Below are 16,382 nucleotides of genomic sequence, written 5' to 3'. Positions count from 1 at the left end.
CCTGCGCACCCGGGCGACGCCGCCGCGCGCGGTACGGGGTGCGCAGGGGCGATCAGCGCTTGCGGAGCCGGTCGACGAGCCGCCGGGCCTGGGCCCGCTTGCGGGGATCGGCGGCGGCGCGGCGGACGGACGCCTCCGCCCTGACGCCCTGCGGGCTGCGGCGGAACTCCTTCAGCCTGGCGAGCAATCCGGCCATGACGTGCCTCCCTGATACGGACCTGATGCGGAACCTTTTCCGGCTTTTGCCCCGGCGCGCGGCACGTATGCGCGCCGGTCAAGAAGGGTGGACAAGCTGCGCAGAACCCATTTTTCTGCAACTGGCCTGATACGAAGGGCACTTGTGGGAAGACGGAACGGCCTCCGAGTGCCACGATGCTCCAAGCTTCAACCGACAGCCGGGGTGACCACAATCGGTTGTCAGCCTCGGCAGCCCTACGCCACGAAGGGGCGGGACAGACATGAGCGCTACACCATTCGTATCTCCCTTAGGCGGCGGCCAGGGGCTGGACGATGAACAGGTGCGGCTCTACTACAGCCGCAAGACCGCGGACATCCTCCACAAGTACGGCCCGGGACCGCGTGTCCACTTCCACGTAGGCATGTTCCCGGACGGCATGCACCCCCACACCACCGTCCCGCAGAACGTGATCAAGCAGCGCATCATCCGCGCGCAAGAGGCGATAGTCGAGCACGCGGCCCGCTCCTGGGGCGCCTACGAGCGGCCTCCCCGCACCCTTCTCGACATCGGCTGCGGCCTCGGAGGAGGCTCGCTGTACTGGGCCGGGCGGCATCGCGCGACCGTCACCGCTGTCACCGTCGCAGCCGAACACGTCGCGCTGGTCCAGCACTTCGCACGACAGGCCGGCGTCGGTGACCGGGTCCGTGCCCACGCCGCCGACATCCACGACTTCGATGCCGCGCACGCCTACGACGCCGCCTACGCCAACGAGAGCAGCGGCTACATGGACCGGCCCCGCCTCTTCGAGGTGGTCGCGAGAGCGCTCCGGCCGGGCGGCTGGTTCGGCATCCAGGAGCACTTCGTACGCCGGCCCGAATGGCAGGAGTTCATCGACGACTACTACAAGACGCGGCTGGGAACGCGTGAGGAGTACCTGTCGGCCGCTTCGGCGGCCGGACTCGAACTGGAACGGGAGGAAGACGTGACGGACCGGGTGGCGGAGTTCTGGGTGCAGTCCATGGCCTGGAACACCAGCGAGCTCGACCGCGTCCGGGCCGGCGGCGCGCCGGCCGCCTGGACCCTCCGGCGGCTGGGGGAGTCGACCGTCGTGCACAGCAAGCTCTTCAGGCTCTGGCGAGACCACGCGGTCGAAACCCGGCTGCTGATGTTCCGGAACGGCAGGTGAGGGCGGTGCAGCCCGCGCAGCGGCCCTCCCGCATCGGCCGCCCGCTGCCGCCGTTCTACTGTCCCCTCGACACCGGACTCGTACACCCGCGGGCGAAGGAGCTGGAGGCCCGGGCCGTCGAGTGGCTCGACTCGTACGGGATCTACGCCGATCCCGTCGAGCGGGCCTGGGGACTGGCCACGCACAGCGCGGACTTCTCCTGCCGCATCATCCCGCGCGGGGACGAGGAGCCCCTGCTGCTGTTCATCGAGTGGAACTACTGGGCCAATGCCGTAGACGACTGGCAGGACTCCGGAGCGGCGGAGGTGCGTACGGCGGCCGTCGCCGACCACGGCGTCCGGCTGCTGCGGGCCATCGAGTCACCCGGGGCGGGCCTGCTGCCCGACGGCCCGATGACGCGCGCCCTGGACGACCTCGTGAAGCGCACCCACGCGCTGCTCACCCCGTTCGAACTCCGCCGTTTCACCGAGGGGACCCGGGACTGGCTGCTCGGGGCGGCCTGGGAGGCGTCGAACGCCGAGCGGGGTCTGATGCCGGGCCTGGCCGACTTCGCGGCGATGGGCACACTGGCCAACGGCACGCGCTTCTCCCTCACCTGGTCGGACGTGGCCGGCCGGGTCGAGCTGCCCCCCGACGTGTTGTACGCGCCGGGACTGCGGGCCCTGACCGAGGCGGCGGGCTTCGTCGTCAGCGCCGACAACGACCTCTTCTCCTACGACAAGGACGACCACGTGGAGCCGTGGGAGGTGAACCTGGTCAACGTCCTGGCCCATCAGGAGGGTTGTACCCCGGCGGAGGCGGTGCCGCTCGCGGTGGCGCTGAGGGACCGGGCGATGGTCCTGTTCCTGAGGCTCCGGGAGCAGCTGGCCCGGGGCGCGGACGAGCCGCTCGCCCGCCATCTGGAGGGGTTGGGCCACTACATCGCGGGCTGCGTCGAGTGGCAGAGCCGGGCGCCGCGCTACGCCAGTCCGCGCAACCGCAATGAACTGCCCGTCGACGGAGCGCGGTTCGACGTCCGGTACACGACCTCGCCCGGTCACGCGGGGCTGGAGGCCCCGCCGCTGCCCGCCCTCGCCTGGTGGTGGGCGCAACTGGAGGGCTGAGCCGCATACGGGTGCGCAGGGGCCCCGCCGTCCTGGGCGCGGCCCCTGCGCGAACAGCCGGGTGCCTTCTCAGCCGATACCCAGGAGCCTTCGCCACCAGCTCGGCCTGCGGTGGGCGGAGGCGCTGCCGGCCGCGGGCGCCGGCGGTACGTACCCCGTCGCCTGCCGTGGCAGGTGAGCGGCGTGCGGGGGATGGCCGGCCGGCCGCTCCGGGTGGGGATGCGCGCCGGCCTGAGGCATCGCCTCGTCCAACGGGCGCGGAGTGAACCGCACCGGCAGGGCGAGCAGGTGCCGGGACATGAGGGTGCCGCGCCAGCGCAGCTCGCTCGCGTCGATGGCCAGCTCCAGGTCGGGCAGCCGGCCGAGCAGCACCTCGATGCCGGTGTCCGCGATGGCCCGGCCGATGTCCTGGCCCGGGCATTCGTGCGGCCCGCTGCTGAACGCGAGGTGCGAGCGGTTGCCGTGGACGGACGCGGCGGGGTCCGGGCGGATCTGGGGGTCGGCGTTGCCCGCCGACAGGCCGAGCAGCAGCATGTCGCCGGCCTTGATCTGGCGGCCGCCGAGCTGGGTGTCCCCGGTGGCCCAGCGGCCGATGATGGTGTTGATCGGCGGGTCGTCCCACAGGACCTGTTCGAGCGCGTCGGGCAGGGTCATGTGCCCGCCGGAGAGACTGGCACGGAAGCGCCGGTCGGTCAGCACCGTGCGCAGCGTGTTCGCGATCAGGTTCGCGGTCGTCTCGTAGGCCGCGATCAGTACGACGCGCAGGTGCATGAGCACCTCCGTGTCGGTCAGTTGCGCCGGATGCTCCAGCAGCCAGGACGCCAGGTCGCGCCCGGGGACCGCCTTGCGGGCGTGGACCAGCTGCTCCAGGGTCGCGGTGACGTACCGGTCGCTCTCCAGGGCGGTCTCGGTCCCCTGGAGCATGTCGCGCGCCGCCTTGACCAGGCGGGGGCCGTGCTCGTCGGGTGCCCCCAGGAGCTGGGTCATGACCAGCATGGGGAGCTGGTCCGAGAAGGCGGAGACCAGGTCGGCGCGCCCGTCCGCCGCGATCCGGTCGATCAGCTGGTTCGCGAAGCGTGTGACGTAGCGCCGGATGCCGCGCTTGTCGAAGCGCTCCAGGGACTCCATGACGGCGCCGCGCAGCCGCTCGTGGACGGGGCCGTCGGTGAAGTTGCACACGGGCACCCACGCCACCATGGGGCCGAGCGGGGTGTCGGCGGGGACCCGGCCCTCCTTCATGTCGCGCCAGCCCCGGGGGTCGCGGGCGAACCGCGAGGGGGTGCGGGCCACGTCCAGGTTCTCCCGGTGCCCGAGGACGAGCCAGGCGCGCAGCTCGCCGTGGACCAGGACCGGGGCCACCGGGCCGTGTTCCGCGCGGAGCTTCTCGTACAGACCGGCGGGGTCCGCGGCCGCCTCGGGTCCGTCGAGCCGGCGCAGTCCGCCGGTGTCGGCCGCGGCGTGCGCCGGGCACCCGGGTGGCGGGGTGGGGTTGGTACTCACAGTGCCTCCGTGGTGGCTGCCTGGGAATGCAGGTAGCGCATGAGGGTCAGCAGGACGTCCCGGGACGAGTCCCGCCGTCGGGCGTCACAGACGAGGATCGGGACCGCTGGGGGCAGGTCCAGGGCTTGGCGCAGTTCGTGGAGCGGGTGCTCGGGGGCGTTCGGGAAGGAGTTCACGGCCACGACGAAGGGCACTCCGCGCTCCTCCAGACGGCCGATGACGTCGAAACTGGTCTCCAGCCGACGGGTGTCGAGGAGGACGACGGCGCCGAGCGCGCCCTCGAAGAGCCCTCGCCACAGGAACCAGAAGCGCTCCTGGCCCGGGGTGCCGAACAGGTAGAGCACGAGTTCTTCGTTGATGCTGATCCGGCCGAAGTCCATGGCGACGGTCGTGGTGGTCTTCTGACCCACCCCGCTCGTGTCGTCCACGCCGATGCCCGCCTTGGTCATCGTCTCCTCGGTGGTCAGCGGCCGGATCTCGCTGACCGCGCCGACCATGGTCGTCTTGCCGACGCCGAACCCGCCGACGATGACGATCTTGACGGCGGTGGCCGCCGACTGGGGGAGTATGTCCTCGTGCCGGGGCCCGGCGAGGGCCGCCCGGTCAGAGTTTCTGTAGTCCATCGATCACGGCCTCGATCAGAGCGATGTCGGGAAGTTTGGCGACGGGCACCGGAGGGCGCACCAGGACCCGTTTGTCCGCCAGCAGGTCGCCGATCAGGACGGTGACCACGCTGACGGGCAGGCCGACATAGGCCGAGATCTCGGCCACCGACAGCGGCGCCTGGCACATCCGCAGGATCGAAGCGTGCTCCGGCTGCATCTCCGGCAGGGCGGCGGCCCTGGCCACCACCAGCGTGACGAGGTCGAGCCGGGTGGAGGAGGACGGCCCGCTGCGGCCGCCGGTGATGACGTAGAGCCTCTCGGGCCTGTCCGCCTCCCAGCCCGCGGGTGGCTCGCTCACGCGGTATGCCCGTCATGTCGAGGCGGAGTGCTCAGGTGTTCTCCAATCCGGCTCACCAGGGCGCGCATCTGCGCTCCCATCAAGCCCGCGTCGACACCCTCGTCCGCCAGTACCGCCAGGTAGGAGCCCGAGCCGGCGGCCATGAGGTAGAAGAACCCGCCGTCCATCTCGATGACGACCAGTCTCATCCGGCCCTCGGAGTGCGGCAGTTCCGCGGCGACGGCTCCGGCCAGGCTCTGCAGGCCGGCGCACGCCGCCGCCAGGCGGTCGGCCGTGTCGGTTTCCGCTCCGTACTGGGCGACGCACAGGCCGTCCGAGGACAGCACGATCACGTGCCGCGTCTGTGGAACTCCGGAGGCCAGATCCTTGAGCATCCAGTCCAGGCTGCTGATTCGCTGTTGCATCACTGCTTAAGTCCCTTTGTTCGCTGAGCCCGTGGCCTCGTCCTCGCCGCCCGACGGGCCGGACAGGCCGCTGTGGAAGGCCTCCAGCCACATGCCGGGGGCCGCCTCCTCCGCCGGGGTCCGGGAGGGAACCGCGTACGGGGCTTCGAACGCGGTCGCCCGGTCCTTGCGCCGCCGCTGCGGCAGGCCGGTGGCGGTCCGCTCGGTGACGGGAGGACCGTCGTCGCCGTGCAGGGGACGACCCGGGCCGTGGAGCGGGGGAGGCGGTGGCGCGGAGGCGTACGCCGTGAGGTGGTCCACGGGGTGCTGCCGCGGCGCCGGCGAGGCGGCCCGGGGACCGGAGGAGGCGCCGATGCCGTGGGCGAGCCCGGTCGCGGCCGAGGTCGTCGTGATCAGGTCCTGGGGGACGATGAGCACGGCGCGCACCCCGCCGTAGGCCGAGGACCGCAGCGAGATCTGGAACCCGTACGCCTGGGCGAGCCGCCCGACCACCGCGAGGCCCAGGCGCGGCGTCTCGCCGAGGTCGTTGAGGTCGATGCCGGTCTGGGCCTGGGCGAGCATGCGCTCGGCCCGCTTGCGGGCCTCCTCGCTCATGTTCACCCCGCCGTCCTCGATCTCCACCGCGATGCCCGACTGCACCTCGACCGCGGTCAGGTGGACCCGGGTGTGGGGCGGCGAGTACCGCGTGGCGTTGTCGAGCAGCTCGGCCAGGGCGTGGATCAGCGGTTCCACAGCGGGACCGACGACGGCGACCTCGGTGACCGAGTGCAGCTCGACGCGCTGGTAGTCGATGATCCTGGACATCGCCCCGCGCAGGACGCTGTAGAGCGGGACGGCCCGGCTCCACTGGCGGCCGGGGCGGGCCCCGCCGAGGACGGAGATCGAGTCCGCGAGCCGGCCGACCAGGGCGGTGCCGTGGTCGAGCCGCAGGAGGTCGCCGAACACGTCCGGGTTGCTGCCGTGCCGGTCCTCCATCTCCCGCATTTCCTGGGCCTGCTGATGGACGATGGCCTGCACGCGGCGGGCGATGTTGACGAATGCCCGCTGCGCCGACTCGCGCAGGTTCTCCTCGGCGTCGACGGCGTCGACGACGCGGGCCAGCACGGTCCGCAGGGCCGTTCTGAACTGCGGCGTCATCGAGGTGTCGGTGCTCCAGCGCGTGGCGTGTCTGCCGTTGCCGACGAGCGCGTTCACCACCTCTTCGGGGAACTCGCCCCGGCGCAGCCGGTCGATCGCCTCGGGCAGGACCACTTCGGCGAGGTGGTTGGTCTCGGTCTCCTGGCGCTGCAGGGCGGTGAGGAGGGTCGAGATCTGCGCACGCTGAGCGGCCGCCGCACGTCCGCGGCGCACTGCTTCGACGATGGCCGCGACGGTACAGGCGCTGCCGACCGTGATCCAGACGCCGGGAGCGGGCCCCGGTGCGGAGACCAGCGCGCCGATCAGGCAGACGGCGGCCGCAGCCGCGATCGCGGGCAGTGTCCAGCTTATCCCCGCCTCGAATGAGGCGGCTGTGGGTGGGGAATCTTCTTGCGCCATCAAGTTCCTCGAGCCATCGAAAGAGGGGATCTTATGACCGATGGGCGGGAGCATAACGGGGTCAACTCGGCTGTTCCTGAGTTTCGTTGGGGTTCATCGTAAGGAGGAACGATTACTCGCCATGATGCGGGCGAGAGGGGAATCCGTTCGAAAGGGTCACCCTTTCGAAGGGTGCTGTTGAGAAAGCCGCGGAGGAGGCGTCCGGTTGATGTCTCCAGATATTTATTCGAACGTTTATCGCGGGGAGTTCAGGCCATCCCTCCGCGGCGCCCGGCGGGGGCTCGGCCGCTTGCGGTAAGGGCGGTCCGGGAGAGGGGCGGCGCGCCGCCGCAGGAGCGCGTCGAGGGAGAGCGCGGGGGCGCCGGCGAGCAGCAGAGGGGTCCAGGCCATCAGGTAGGCCAGGTCGTTGCCGTAGTAGTACGGGGTGGTCGGCCAGCTGATGGTCAGCCACAGGCTCAGGGAGATCAGCGCGCCGCCCAGTGCCGCGGTTCGGGTCAGCAGGCCGGCCAGGACTCCCAGTCCGACCGCCAGCTCACCGGCGGCCAGTGCGATGGCGAAGCCGACCGGGTTGGTCAGGGCGAGGTCCACCAGTCCCGGTACGGCCGCCGATTCCCGTACGGCCTCCATCTGCAGGCCGATCGAGCCGTCACCGGTGGCTGACAGGAATGCCGGATCGGCCAGCTTGTCGAGACCGGCGTAGACGAACGTGATGCCGAGGAAGAGGCGCAGCGGCAGGAGTGCGTGCCGGGCGGCGGTGGCGCGCAGGCCGGAGGGTGTTGTGTTCACACCCGGCACACGGCGGTGCGCCGCCATCGGTTCGGCCGTTCCTCGTGTTCGGCCGAGCGTTCATTCGCCCGGAGAGTGGCGGGCCGATACGTGTACGACCTCGACGCAGCGGGCCAGCTTGGCTCTGGCGCGGTGTGCGTGGGCAGCGGGAACGACGATCTCGCAGACCGAAAGGGCGCTCTCCCCGGCCTTGAAGGACAGCTCCTTGACGCACAGGCTGTTCAGCACGGTCACGATGCGGGAGAGCGCGTGGCCGCCGTCCCGCAGCGTGACGGTGAGCCTGTGATGGGCAGGGTCCACATCCGCCACGGCCGGTGGCTCTTCGCGTCCAGCGGTGTCGAGGGGGCGGAGAGTGCTGGTGAGAGTCATGTGCGGGGGCTCCTGTCCTGGCGGGGTCGGGGTCGGGGTCGAGGTCGGGGACGGTGCGGACTCGGGGAGTGGATCGGGCCGGAAACGAAAAAGACCCCTCGCGGTTGCGAGAGGTCTGCGTGCGGGCGGTGGGCCGACGGAGGGATGCTCGGTCAGGCCAGGGCCGGCACGCCGCGGCTAATGATCAGCTGGCGCAGCATGCGGGCGAGTCTGGCACGGCGCCGCCGGTCGGCGGTGCCACGTCTCAGCATGCGGATGGACCACGCCGTCGAACGTGCCGCTGAACAGAAGCCGCCTTCACCCGAACGGGCGCACCCGCATGGCGGCGCCCCGGGCCCCGACTGACACTCGAAGTCCCTTCCGCGACCCCGCGGGCAGGCCAACGCAGGGGAGATCCCATGGCTCAGGCAGCGCAGTCTCCGAGGTCGTCGCCGTCCAGGCCGACAGCCGATCCGAACCCGGGCTGGGTCGCGGGCGGCATCGTCTTCGCCGGCGTCCTCATGCTCTGCACCGGTGTACTTGCCGTTCTGCAGGGCATCGCCGCCATCATCGAAGACGACGTGTACGGCAACGTCGGCGGTTACGTGTACCGGATCAACCTCACGGGCTGGGGCTGGATCCACCTGATCATCGGCCTCTGTGTCGCGGTCACGGGCTGGGGTGTGCTGAAGCACGCCCCCTGGGCGCGCTACGCGGGCATCTTCTTCGCCGCGCTGAGTCTGATCGCCCAGTTCCTGTTCCTCCCGTACTCCCCGGTCTGGGCGTTCATCATGATCGCCATCGACGTGTTCATCATCTGGGCCCTGGCCGTCTACCAGCACGGCGCCCCCCGCCCGAACGCGGTCTGAACCGGGCAAGGTCGTCCGGCTGGGCCACGCCACGCCGCTACGCCATCGTCGCCGCCCCGCTCCCCGGGTGCGGTGACGATGGCGGTTGCGGGGTACGGGCCCCGTACCGGCGGCGCGGTGAGGGGTCAGCCGGCGGTTCGTTCGCCGGTCCGGCCCTCCCATCTGTGTCCGATCGCCCGGAGCATCGCCGGATAGACCCCGAGGTACCGGAACGGCTTGATGCCGGCCATGTACACGGAGCCGAGCAGGCCGTTCGGCTTCACGAGGACGGTCATCTGGCCGCGGTACCCGCCGCTGCCGTCCGGGACCCAGCCGATGTGCATGACCCCGTGCACGGTCCGGTTGACGATCTCGGACACCCATTCGTCGTGGGTCAGGTACACGGAAGTGAAGGGAACCCTGCCGAATGCGGGCCCCCGGGGACCCTCCCGGAGATCCGCCGGCAGCCGGTCCCGCAGTGTCGGCGCCTGCCCGCCGACCCGAGGCTCGTCCCAGCCGAGCAGGGCGCCGAGTTTCCAGCGGACCGCGAAGAGCAGGCGCGCCACCGGCGAGGAAACGTGCGCACCCGCCCCCGGCTCGTCGGCGCTCACGAACTGCCGCACCAGTCGCGCGAGGTCGTCGGGACCGCCCGGTGTCGGTAGCGCCCACACGTCCTCGACGTGGAAGTCGCCGGCGATCTCGTGGATGCGCCAAGGACGGGACGTGTGGGCGGTCTTGGGGAGTCTCATGCGCGTGCCCCTGTCTATACGCTGTCGTATGGAACAAGGTTAGACCCATCCATACGGCCCCGTATAGACGGGGGGAGCGGTGAGGGGAGACACACCATGGGCGCGACCCGCACGCCGCGCGAACGGTGGATCGAGGAGGGGCTGCGAGCCCTGTCCGCCGGAGGCCCGGAGGCCGTCCGGATCGAGTCCCTGGCGCAGGCGCTCGGCGTCAGCAAGGGCGGCTTCTACTGGTACTTCGGCAATCGGGACGCGCTGCTCACCGAGATGCTCGACGCCTGGGAGCGCGAGGTCACCGAGGAGGTGATCGAGCGGATCGAGAGCGAGGGAGGAGACGCCCGGACCAAACTGGTGCGGCTGTTCACGATCGCCTCGTCCGACGACGGGCCGGTGACGGGCATCACGGCAGACCTCGCGATCCGCGACTGGGCCCGGCGCGACGAAACCGTCGCGGAGCGGCTCAGGCGGGTCGACAACCGGCGCATGGACTACCTGCGCAGGCTGTTCGGCTCCTTCTGCCCCGATCCGGACGACGTCGAGGTCCGCTGCCTGCTCGCCTACTCCCTGCGGATCGGCAACCACTTCATCGCCGCCGATCACGGCGGTCGCAGCCGCGCGGAGGTCATGGCCCTGATCAGGAGCCGGCTCCTGGAGTAGCCGCCCGGCCCGTGAGGAGCTCCGCCAACTGCCGGGCCGGTCCGGTGGGGTTGGTCGGGTGCACGAGCTCGGTGCGGTGGATCAGCCTGGGCTCTCCCACCGGAACGGCGGCGATGCCGGGCAGTCCGGCGGCCAGCGGCAGGGGGAGCGCGGCCAGGCCGTGACCGGCGGCGGCGAGTACGGCGAGGCCGTGCAGGTCGGTTCCGCGGTGGCGGATGCGGGGGCGGAACCCGTCGGTGCGGCAGACGGCGCGCAGCTGGTCGAGGGGGACGGCGGTGTCGGGGGCGTCGATCCACTGCGCCTGCGTCAGGTCGGTCAGCCGTACCGAGGGCCGCCGCGCCAAGGGGTGGTCGACGGGGAAGAGCACGGCCAGGCTCTCCTCGGCCGCGGCGAGGGTGGTGGTGGGGCCGAGGTCCGGCATGGGGAGCGGATCGCTGGGGGCGGCCGCGCCGTCGACGAGACCGAGGTCGGCGCGGGCGGTGAGCACGTCCTCGATCACCGCTGCCCGGCTCAGGACCCGTACTTCGAGGTCCAGGCGGGTGGTGGCGTGCAGGCGGGCGAGGGCCTGCGCGAGGGCGGGGCCGAGGGCGGCGGGCGAGCAGGCCAGGGTCAGCCGGGCGGTGTGGGCCTGGTGCAGGCGGGCGATGTCGGCGCGGGCGATGTCCAGGCGCAGCAGCAGGGCCGGCGCGTGCTCCATCAGCCGCGCTCCGGCCGGGGTGGGGGCCACGGGCCGACGCTCGACCAGCCGGGTGCCCAGATCGGATTCGAGGGCGGCGATGTGCTGGGAGACGGCGGACTGGGTGTAGCCCAGGGCCGAGGCGGCGGCGGAGAAGGAGCGGTGGTCGAGGACCGCGACGAAGGTGCGCAGCAGATGCGGATCCATGTGCATCAGTTTCGCTTATGGAAGCACCACGGATCATCGTTGGACCTGATGCCGAATGGTCAGCAAGATGGCTGCCATGAACCACATCGCACGCATCGCCCTCGTCGGGGACCGCTCCGACGCCGTCCGCTCCCACACCCGCATCCCCGGCCTGCTCGAGGCACTGCGCGTACGGGACGGGCTGGACCTGGACGCCTACTGGATCCCCACCGAGGACGCCGGCCAGGGCATGGACGGCTTCGACGCGGTCTGGGTCCTGCCCGGCAGCCCCTACCGCAGTGAGGCCGGAGTTCTGGCGGCGATCCGCACGGCCCGCGAGAACGGCATCCCCTTCCTGGGCACCTGCGGCGGCTTCCAGCACGCGCTGCTGGAGTTCGCCCGCAACGTCTGCGGTCTGGAACGCGCCGGCCACGCCGAGAACGACCCGGCGACCGACGAAGCGGACGCGGTCGTCGTCCCGCTGGCCTGCTCACTGGTCGGCCACGAGGGAGCCGTCCGCGTCCTTCCCGGCTCCCGGGCCGCCGGCCTGCTCGGCGCCGACCGCACCCAGGCCCGCTACCACTGCAACTACGGCCCCAATCCCCGCCACCTGGACATCCTGCGTGCGCACGGACTGGCCTTCACCGGTACCGACGAAGCCGACGAGATCCGCATCGCCGAACTGCCCGCCCATCCCTTCTTCCTGGCGACCCTCTTCCAGCCCGAACTCGACGGCGACGGCACCCGCGCCCACCCGCTGATCACCGGCCTGGCCGCGGCCGCCGTCGACCACGCCCGCACCCGATGAACGCGCGCACCCCGGGAAACTGGGCGAGCACCCTCTTTCGGGCCTATCTGCGCGCCTGCACCGTGCCCGAAGCCCATGCCCGCAGCCCGCTCGCGTCCCTGCCGGACGCCGCGCTCGGTGCCCTGCGGGTCGACCCCGTACAGGGCGAGCGAGAGGCGTGCCGGCACCGGGCCGAAAGACCGACCGGGTCCGGCGTCCTGTCGGCGGGAGCCCGTCCCCGGTAGCCACCTGGGCCCGACATTCCGGCCGGCGGCTCGACCGCACCGCGCGGGAGGAGGCAGACTCGGGGCAGTCGATCCAGGGGGTGTCCGCCTGAGCGCGCAGCCGATCCACCCAGATGACCCGGACCGGGGTCCGCGGCACGCCGCCGCGGGGCGGGGCGGGCCCGTTGAGTGAGCCGTACGGCGAGGAGCCGCAGGGCCTGCCCTGCGCGCTGTCGGAGGAGGTCGCCCAGCTGCTGATGGACCCGGCGATGCCGGCCGAGGCGTTCGGCGCGATCGTCGCCGTCATCGTCACGATCGGCGAGACGCGCGGCCGGGTCCCCGGGAGCACGGCGTCTCCCAAATGGCCGGAGCAGCGGCGTCTGGCGCTGGGCCACGACGGCGGCCTGGGCGTCGTCGAGTACGTCATCGCGCAGGACGCCGAAATCCCGCAGATCATCGTGGCTCGCATCCAGCTGTACTGACGGGGCGGCGCCGCACGGAACGCGCACGGCTCACTCCTCGCCCGAGGAGTGCGTCAGTGGCCGGCGGCCGCCTTCACCAGGGCGACCGCGGTCCCGATGGCCGCGTCCAAGGTTCCGGCGAGCAGGGCCACGGGGGCGCCGCCGCCCATCCGGACGCCGCCGTAGCAGCCCCAGGCGAACAGGCCCGCGATGCTCACCCCGGCCGCGGTCAGCAGAGCCGTCTCCAGGGCCATCACCCCCAGCGCCGCCGCTCCGATCAGGATCAGCGGCCCGGGGGCGGAGAGCAGCAGCGGGCTGCTGACGGAGAGCATGCGCCGCAGTTCGCGGCCGGTCGCCATCCGGCCGTGGACAACGCGGTGGGCCTGCTGGTCCGCGACCAGGGCGGCCAGCCACAGACCGACCGCGGCGGTCAGCACCGTGGCGGCGGCTCCGGCCGCGTCGGCGTGACCGGTTCCGGCGAGTCCGATCACCACCGAGATCATGGTGATGGTGGCGTAGAGGCGCTCCTTGAGCCGCGCGGCGGCGAACCGCGGGTCGTCGTCGAGAGCCTGCTCGGGCGTGGCGCCGGCGCCGGGCGACCCGGACGCGGGCGTCTCTTCGTGGGCCATGCCGCACACCCTAAGGGCTGTCCCGTAATCCCCGGCGGGCGCACGACGACAGCTACGGCACCTCGCCGCGTTGTCGGAGCGCCCGGATACGCCCAGTATGAGGACGCTCCTCCGCCTTGCGATGCACCGCATCTGACGCCGCGCGCTGATCCACCGGGGATTACGGGACAGCCCTTAGGGCTGCTCCGGGGCCCGCGCCCGGCACGTGCGGCCCGGCGGACCCGCAGCCGGGTCCGCCGCGGGTCAGAGCGTCGGGCCGAGGACGTGCTCGGCGTGGGCGAGATCGCCCGCGTGGGCCGCGCGCCCGCTCAACGGCAGCAGCGGTGCCAGGGAGCAGCGGCCCGCGTACTCGTGGTCGACCTCCCACTCGCTGAAGGGCTCCTGCCCCTGCGTCGTACGTACGGTGTACAGGCCGCCGGAGCAGCCCTGGCACACCAGCCGCTGTACGGTCATGCGCGCCTCCATCGTGGGTTCGCCGCGGCAGGAGCCGCCGGGGCTTCGGAGCTGTCCAGGCGCAGGCACCGCAGCGTGGACTCCGTCTCGCGCCGGAAGTGTTCGTAGGAGACGAGCTGCTCCCACAAGGGGTCCGGCGTCCCCGGGACGGTGGCGCCACGGGCCGCCCATTCAGCGGCGAGCTGATCGAAGACCGGTGCCGGAGCGGATACGGAAGCGCTCAGGGAGTGCTGCCGGGGGATGCCGTGCGCCGGCGCGGCGGAGTCGTTCCGAGGTGCCCGGTGCCGCGCTCGGGACGGGACGGCGGCCTGTGTGGTGGTCATACCTGCCCAAACGATTCTCCGCGCCCACAGGCACGCACCGCCCGGGCGACCCCGTACCGCCGTGCGCGGAAAGCCGGACCGATGCGGCCCCGCGACCGCACCGGGAGGCCGCAGCGGCCGTCGGACCCGCGCGTTGTGGCTGGTCAGCAAGCTCGGCCAGATGCGTGGGTACAGGCGCCGACAGGTGAGCGGGTGGACCATGGTGGTGTGGAGAGCTCTGCTGGGCGTGACGAGGGCGACGGCTTCCGGGCCCTGGGGGAGGCCCTGGTCCAAGGCTGCCGCGACGCGGGGGCGTCCGTCGGCATGCTCTACCTTCCCGACCCGGGCAGGCCGAGTCTGCGCCTGGCACTCACCACCGGCCTCTCCCTCGACTTCGCGGCCCCCTGGTCCCGCGTCGGCCTGGACGACCCCATCCCGGTGGCCGACGCCATCAGCCGGCAGAAACTCGTCTGGCTCAGAGGACAGGAAGCCACCGCCGCCCGCTACCCGCGCCTCGGCCTGGTTCTGCCCTACGACTTCGCCCTCGCCGCCGCACCGCTCGCCCCGGACACCGTCGCCGGCCGGGAGACGCCGTCCGGGGCCGGCCTGGTGTTCCTCTGGCCGGGCTCCCACCCGCCCGACCTCAGCGACCACGAACGGCAAGCGCTGCACAGGGCCCGCCGCCACCTCGCCCGCCTCCTGCGGCAGGCTGCCGAAGCAGGCCACCCGATCGAGGCCGCCGCGCGCCCGGTCCTGCTCAGACCACTCCCGCCCCCCACCCCGGGACCGGCCGAGGCGGCGGCCGCCATGGCCTTCGTACGACGCCTGCCCGGAGGCAGCTGCGCACTCGACGACAACGGCAGGATCACCTTCATCACCCCCGGGGCCGCCGAACTGCTCGGCGCGTCCGCCGCCACCCTGCGCGGATCCCTGCCCTGGGAAGCCCTCCCCTGGATGGACACCCCCGCCGTGGAGGACCACTACCGGGCCGCTGCGATCAGCCGCCTCCCCCGCGTCTTCACCACCGCGCACCCCGGCGGACGGCACCTGCGCTTCGCGCTCTACCCCGACGACACGGGCATCAGCGTCCGCATCACCCCGGCGGCCGAGCAGGAACCCCTGCCCCCGGCCGGCGCCGCGGAGCCCGGACCCAGCCGTGCCACCGTCCTCTACCAGCTGATGCACCTGGCGGCCAACCTCACCGAGGCCGCCCACGCGCAGGACGTCGTCGAGAAGGCCGCCGACCACCTCGTCCCCGGCCTCGGAGCCCAGGGCATAGTCCTGCTCGTCGAGGAGGAGCAGCGCCTGCGGATCGTCGGCTACCGCGGCTACAGCGCCGAACTCATGGCCCGCTTCGACGCCACACCGCTGTCCGTCGACACCCCCACCACCCACGTTCTGCGCACCGGCACGACCCTCTTCTTCGGGAACGCGACCGAACTCCTGGACGCCTACCCGTTCGCCGTCATCGAGGACGGCATGGCCGCCTGGGCGTTCCTGCCCCTGATCGCCTCCAGCCGGCCCGTCGGCTCGCTCGTCCTCGCCTACGCACATCCCCGCCCCTTCGCCCCCGGCGAGCGCGCCGCCCTGATCTCCATCGCCGGACTCATCGCCCAGGCCCTGGACCGCGCCCGCCTCTACGACACCACCCACCAGCTCGCCCGCAGCCTCCAGACGCACCTGCTGCCCCACGCCCTGCCCCGCATCCCCGACCTCGAAGTGGCCGCACGCTACCTGCCCGCGGCCCACGGTCTCGACATCGGCGGCGACTTCTACGACCTCATCCGCATCGACGACACCACCGTCGCCGCAGCCATCGGCGACGTACAGGGCCACAACGTCAAGGCCGCCGCCCTCATGGGCCAGGTCCGCACCGCCGTACACGCCACCGCGGGCGCGGCGCCCGAGGAGGTGCTCACCCGCACCAACCGCCTGCTGACCGACCTCGAACCGGGCCTGTTCACCAGCTGCCTGTACGCCCACATCGACCTCGCCCGCCGAACCGCCCGCCTCGCCACCGCGGGCCACCCGCCGCCCCTGCTGCGCCACGCCCTCGGCCCGGCCCGCATGCTCCACCTGCCACCCGGCCTTCTCCTGGGAATCGACCCCGATACCGCCTACACCGCCGTGGAGATCCCCTTCACCCCCTCCACCCTCCTCGCCTTCTACACCGACGGCCTCGTCGAACGCCCCGGCCAGGACATCGAGGACTCCATCGACGCGGTCGCCACCCACATCACCGAAAGCGATCCGCACCGCTCCCTCAGCCGGCTGGCGGACGACCTCGTGGAACACGCCCGGCGGCTCGGCCCGCGCACCGACGACATCGCCCTGCTCCTCCTGCGCTACGAGTAGCTCCCACACGGGGCAGGGCCGGCCGCTGGATGGGCGGCCGGCCCTGAACGCTGT

At 72.2% G+C, this 16,382-nt stretch carries 20 protein-coding genes; 7 read left to right on the top strand and 13 right to left on the bottom strand.

The genetic code is table 11. The features are described from left to right. Positions 1 to 52: 52 nt before the first annotated feature. Positions 53 to 196: a hypothetical protein gene (locus ACZ4TG_RS01125; protein ID WP_468159205.1), complete on the bottom strand. Its 144-nt coding sequence runs from the start codon at positions 194 to 196 to the stop codon at positions 53 to 55. 262 nt (positions 197 to 458) lie between these two features. Between ACZ4TG_RS01125 and ACZ4TG_RS01120 the strand changes: the two genes are divergently transcribed. Both ACZ4TG_RS01120 and ACZ4TG_RS01115 read left to right on the top strand, forming a co-directional pair. After that, positions 459 to 1,364, top strand: a complete 906-nt coding sequence (locus ACZ4TG_RS01120; protein WP_468159204.1) for an SAM-dependent methyltransferase — start codon at positions 459 to 461, stop codon at positions 1,362 to 1,364. Positions 1,365 to 1,369: 5 nt separating this feature from the next. Further along, entirely contained in the window at positions 1,370 to 2,467 is a 1,098-nt protein-coding gene (locus ACZ4TG_RS01115; RefSeq protein ID WP_468159203.1) for a terpene synthase family protein, read from the top strand. A 69-nt stretch (positions 2,468 to 2,536) separates the two neighbouring features. On the opposite strand, the gene ACZ4TG_RS01110 is transcribed toward ACZ4TG_RS01115, so the two are convergent. The 7 genes from ACZ4TG_RS01110 to ACZ4TG_RS01080 all read right to left on the bottom strand — a co-directional run bounded on the left by ACZ4TG_RS01110 (position 2,537) and on the right by ACZ4TG_RS01080 (position 8,025). Further along, positions 2,537 to 3,967: a cytochrome P450 gene (locus ACZ4TG_RS01110; protein WP_468159202.1), complete on the bottom strand. Its 1,431-nt coding sequence runs from the start codon at positions 3,965 to 3,967 to the stop codon at positions 2,537 to 2,539. Beyond that, entirely contained in the window at positions 3,964 to 4,590 is a 627-nt protein-coding gene (locus ACZ4TG_RS01105) for a GTP-binding protein (protein WP_468159201.1), read from the bottom strand. The genes ACZ4TG_RS01110 and ACZ4TG_RS01105 overlap by 4 nt, the downstream gene beginning before the upstream one ends. Next, positions 4,571 to 4,930 (bottom strand): DUF742 domain-containing protein, encoded by a 360-nt coding sequence (locus tag ACZ4TG_RS01100; RefSeq protein ID WP_468159200.1) that lies wholly within the window; start codon positions 4,928 to 4,930, stop codon positions 4,571 to 4,573. Before ACZ4TG_RS01100 ends, ACZ4TG_RS01105 begins: the two co-directional genes overlap by 20 nt. Then, positions 4,927 to 5,334, bottom strand: a complete 408-nt coding sequence (locus ACZ4TG_RS01095; RefSeq protein WP_468159199.1) for a roadblock/LC7 domain-containing protein — start codon at positions 5,332 to 5,334, stop codon at positions 4,927 to 4,929. The genes ACZ4TG_RS01100 and ACZ4TG_RS01095 overlap by 4 nt, the downstream gene beginning before the upstream one ends. 6 nt (positions 5,335 to 5,340) lie before the next feature. Continuing rightward, positions 5,341 to 6,870: a sensor histidine kinase gene (locus ACZ4TG_RS01090; RefSeq protein ID WP_468159198.1), complete on the bottom strand. Its 1,530-nt coding sequence runs from the start codon at positions 6,868 to 6,870 to the stop codon at positions 5,341 to 5,343. A gap of 234 nt (positions 6,871 to 7,104) precedes the next feature. Then, a complete protein-coding gene (locus tag ACZ4TG_RS01085) occupies positions 7,105 to 7,683 on the bottom strand; it encodes a DoxX family protein (protein WP_468159197.1) in 579 nt (192 codons plus the stop codon). 33 nt (positions 7,684 to 7,716) lie between these two features. Then, complete coding sequence (locus ACZ4TG_RS01080; protein ID WP_468159196.1) at positions 7,717 to 8,025, bottom strand: hypothetical protein; 309 nt, start codon at positions 8,023 to 8,025, stop codon at positions 7,717 to 7,719. Positions 8,026 to 8,423: 398 nt separating this feature from the next. Here ACZ4TG_RS01080 and ACZ4TG_RS01075 point away from each other — a divergent pair, with 398 nt between their 5' ends. Continuing rightward, the gene (locus ACZ4TG_RS01075; protein ID WP_468159195.1) at positions 8,424 to 8,873 is read left to right on the top strand and encodes a DUF7144 family membrane protein; all 450 of its coding nucleotides are present in this window, start codon (positions 8,424 to 8,426) and stop codon (positions 8,871 to 8,873) included. 125 nt (positions 8,874 to 8,998) lie between these two features. Here ACZ4TG_RS01075 and ACZ4TG_RS01070 read toward each other — a convergent pair whose 3' ends face one another. After that, positions 8,999 to 9,601 carry a DUF2867 domain-containing protein gene (locus ACZ4TG_RS01070; protein ID WP_468159194.1) on the bottom strand — a complete coding sequence of 201 codons (603 nt, stop codon included), beginning with the start codon at positions 9,599 to 9,601 and terminating at the stop codon, positions 8,999 to 9,001. A 96-nt stretch (positions 9,602 to 9,697) separates the two neighbouring features. Here ACZ4TG_RS01070 and ACZ4TG_RS01065 point away from each other — a divergent pair, with 96 nt between their 5' ends. After that, positions 9,698 to 10,255, top strand: a complete 558-nt coding sequence (locus ACZ4TG_RS01065) for a TetR/AcrR family transcriptional regulator (protein WP_468159193.1) — start codon at positions 9,698 to 9,700, stop codon at positions 10,253 to 10,255. Here ACZ4TG_RS01065 and ACZ4TG_RS01060 read toward each other — a convergent pair. Next, positions 10,233 to 11,138: a LysR family transcriptional regulator gene (locus tag ACZ4TG_RS01060; protein ID WP_468159192.1), complete on the bottom strand. Its 906-nt coding sequence runs from the start codon at positions 11,136 to 11,138 to the stop codon at positions 10,233 to 10,235. The genes ACZ4TG_RS01065 and ACZ4TG_RS01060 overlap by 23 nt on opposite strands. Positions 11,139 to 11,205: 67 nt before the next feature. Here ACZ4TG_RS01060 and ACZ4TG_RS01055 point away from each other — a divergent pair, with 67 nt between their 5' ends. Beyond that, the gene (locus ACZ4TG_RS01055) at positions 11,206 to 11,925 is read left to right on the top strand and encodes a CTP synthase C-terminal region-related (seleno)protein (RefSeq protein WP_468159191.1); all 720 of its coding nucleotides are present in this window, start codon (positions 11,206 to 11,208) and stop codon (positions 11,923 to 11,925) included. A gap of 388 nt (positions 11,926 to 12,313) precedes the next feature. Then, entirely contained in the window at positions 12,314 to 12,610 is a 297-nt protein-coding gene (locus ACZ4TG_RS01050; protein WP_468159190.1) for a hypothetical protein, read from the top strand. 53 nt (positions 12,611 to 12,663) lie between these two features. Here ACZ4TG_RS01050 and ACZ4TG_RS01045 read toward each other — a convergent pair whose 3' ends face one another. The 3 genes from ACZ4TG_RS01045 to ACZ4TG_RS01035 all read right to left on the bottom strand — a co-directional run bounded on the left by ACZ4TG_RS01045 (position 12,664) and on the right by ACZ4TG_RS01035 (position 13,994). Then, positions 12,664 to 13,218, bottom strand: a complete 555-nt coding sequence (locus ACZ4TG_RS01045) for a hypothetical protein (RefSeq protein WP_468159189.1) — start codon at positions 13,216 to 13,218, stop codon at positions 12,664 to 12,666. A 243-nt stretch (positions 13,219 to 13,461) separates the two neighbouring features. Next, positions 13,462 to 13,671 carry a hypothetical protein gene (locus ACZ4TG_RS01040; protein WP_468159188.1) on the bottom strand — a complete coding sequence of 70 codons (210 nt, stop codon included), beginning with the start codon at positions 13,669 to 13,671 and terminating at the stop codon, positions 13,462 to 13,464. Then, positions 13,668 to 13,994: a hypothetical protein gene (locus ACZ4TG_RS01035; protein WP_468159187.1), complete on the bottom strand. Its 327-nt coding sequence runs from the start codon at positions 13,992 to 13,994 to the stop codon at positions 13,668 to 13,670. The genes ACZ4TG_RS01040 and ACZ4TG_RS01035 overlap by 4 nt, the downstream gene beginning before the upstream one ends. A gap of 207 nt (positions 13,995 to 14,201) precedes the next feature. Here ACZ4TG_RS01035 and ACZ4TG_RS01030 point away from each other — a divergent pair, with 207 nt between their 5' ends. Continuing rightward, positions 14,202 to 16,328 (top strand): SpoIIE family protein phosphatase, encoded by a 2,127-nt coding sequence (locus ACZ4TG_RS01030; RefSeq protein WP_468159186.1) that lies wholly within the window; start codon positions 14,202 to 14,204, stop codon positions 16,326 to 16,328. Positions 16,329 to 16,382 lie beyond the last annotated feature (54 nt).

The sequence above is a fragment of the Streptomyces sp. NPDC028314 genome (genome assembly GCF_055565795.1).
Note: the sequence above shows the minus strand (reverse complement) of the source record. Positions and strands in the feature narration are given on the sequence as shown.

What these genes read in the sequence shown, in the direction of transcription:
- ACZ4TG_RS01060 (WP_468159192.1), bottom strand. Translation starts at nt 11,138, where the DNA reads ATGGATCCGCATCTGCTGCGCACCTTCGTCGCGGTCCTCGACCACCGC.
- ACZ4TG_RS01090 (WP_468159198.1), bottom strand. Translation starts at nt 6,870, where the DNA reads ATGGCGCAAGAAGATTCCCCACCCACAGCCGCCTCATTCGAGGCGGGG.
- ACZ4TG_RS01045 (WP_468159189.1), bottom strand. Translation starts at nt 13,218, where the DNA reads ATGGCCCACGAAGAGACGCCCGCGTCCGGGTCGCCCGGCGCCGGCGCC.
- ACZ4TG_RS01080 (WP_468159196.1), bottom strand. Translation starts at nt 8,025, where the DNA reads ATGACTCTCACCAGCACTCTCCGCCCCCTCGACACCGCTGGACGCGAA.
- ACZ4TG_RS01095 (WP_468159199.1), bottom strand. Translation starts at nt 5,334, where the DNA reads ATGCAACAGCGAATCAGCAGCCTGGACTGGATGCTCAAGGATCTGGCC.
- ACZ4TG_RS01105 (WP_468159201.1), bottom strand. Translation starts at nt 4,590, where the DNA reads ATGGACTACAGAAACTCTGACCGGGCGGCCCTCGCCGGGCCCCGGCAC.
- ACZ4TG_RS01070 (WP_468159194.1), bottom strand. Translation starts at nt 9,601, where the DNA reads ATGAGACTCCCCAAGACCGCCCACACGTCCCGTCCTTGGCGCATCCAC.
- ACZ4TG_RS01120 (WP_468159204.1), top strand. Translation starts at nt 459, where the DNA reads ATGAGCGCTACACCATTCGTATCTCCCTTAGGCGGCGGCCAGGGGCTG.
- ACZ4TG_RS01040 (WP_468159188.1), bottom strand. Translation starts at nt 13,671, where the DNA reads ATGACCGTACAGCGGCTGGTGTGCCAGGGCTGCTCCGGCGGCCTGTAC.
- ACZ4TG_RS01085 (WP_468159197.1), bottom strand. Translation starts at nt 7,683, where the DNA reads ATGGCGGCGCACCGCCGTGTGCCGGGTGTGAACACAACACCCTCCGGC.
- ACZ4TG_RS01055 (WP_468159191.1), top strand. Translation starts at nt 11,206, where the DNA reads ATGGCTGCCATGAACCACATCGCACGCATCGCCCTCGTCGGGGACCGC.
- ACZ4TG_RS01035 (WP_468159187.1), bottom strand. Translation starts at nt 13,994, where the DNA reads ATGACCACCACACAGGCCGCCGTCCCGTCCCGAGCGCGGCACCGGGCA.
- ACZ4TG_RS01125 (WP_468159205.1), bottom strand. Translation starts at nt 196, where the DNA reads ATGGCCGGATTGCTCGCCAGGCTGAAGGAGTTCCGCCGCAGCCCGCAG.
- ACZ4TG_RS01075 (WP_468159195.1), top strand. Translation starts at nt 8,424, where the DNA reads ATGGCTCAGGCAGCGCAGTCTCCGAGGTCGTCGCCGTCCAGGCCGACA.
- ACZ4TG_RS01065 (WP_468159193.1), top strand. Translation starts at nt 9,698, where the DNA reads ATGGGCGCGACCCGCACGCCGCGCGAACGGTGGATCGAGGAGGGGCTG.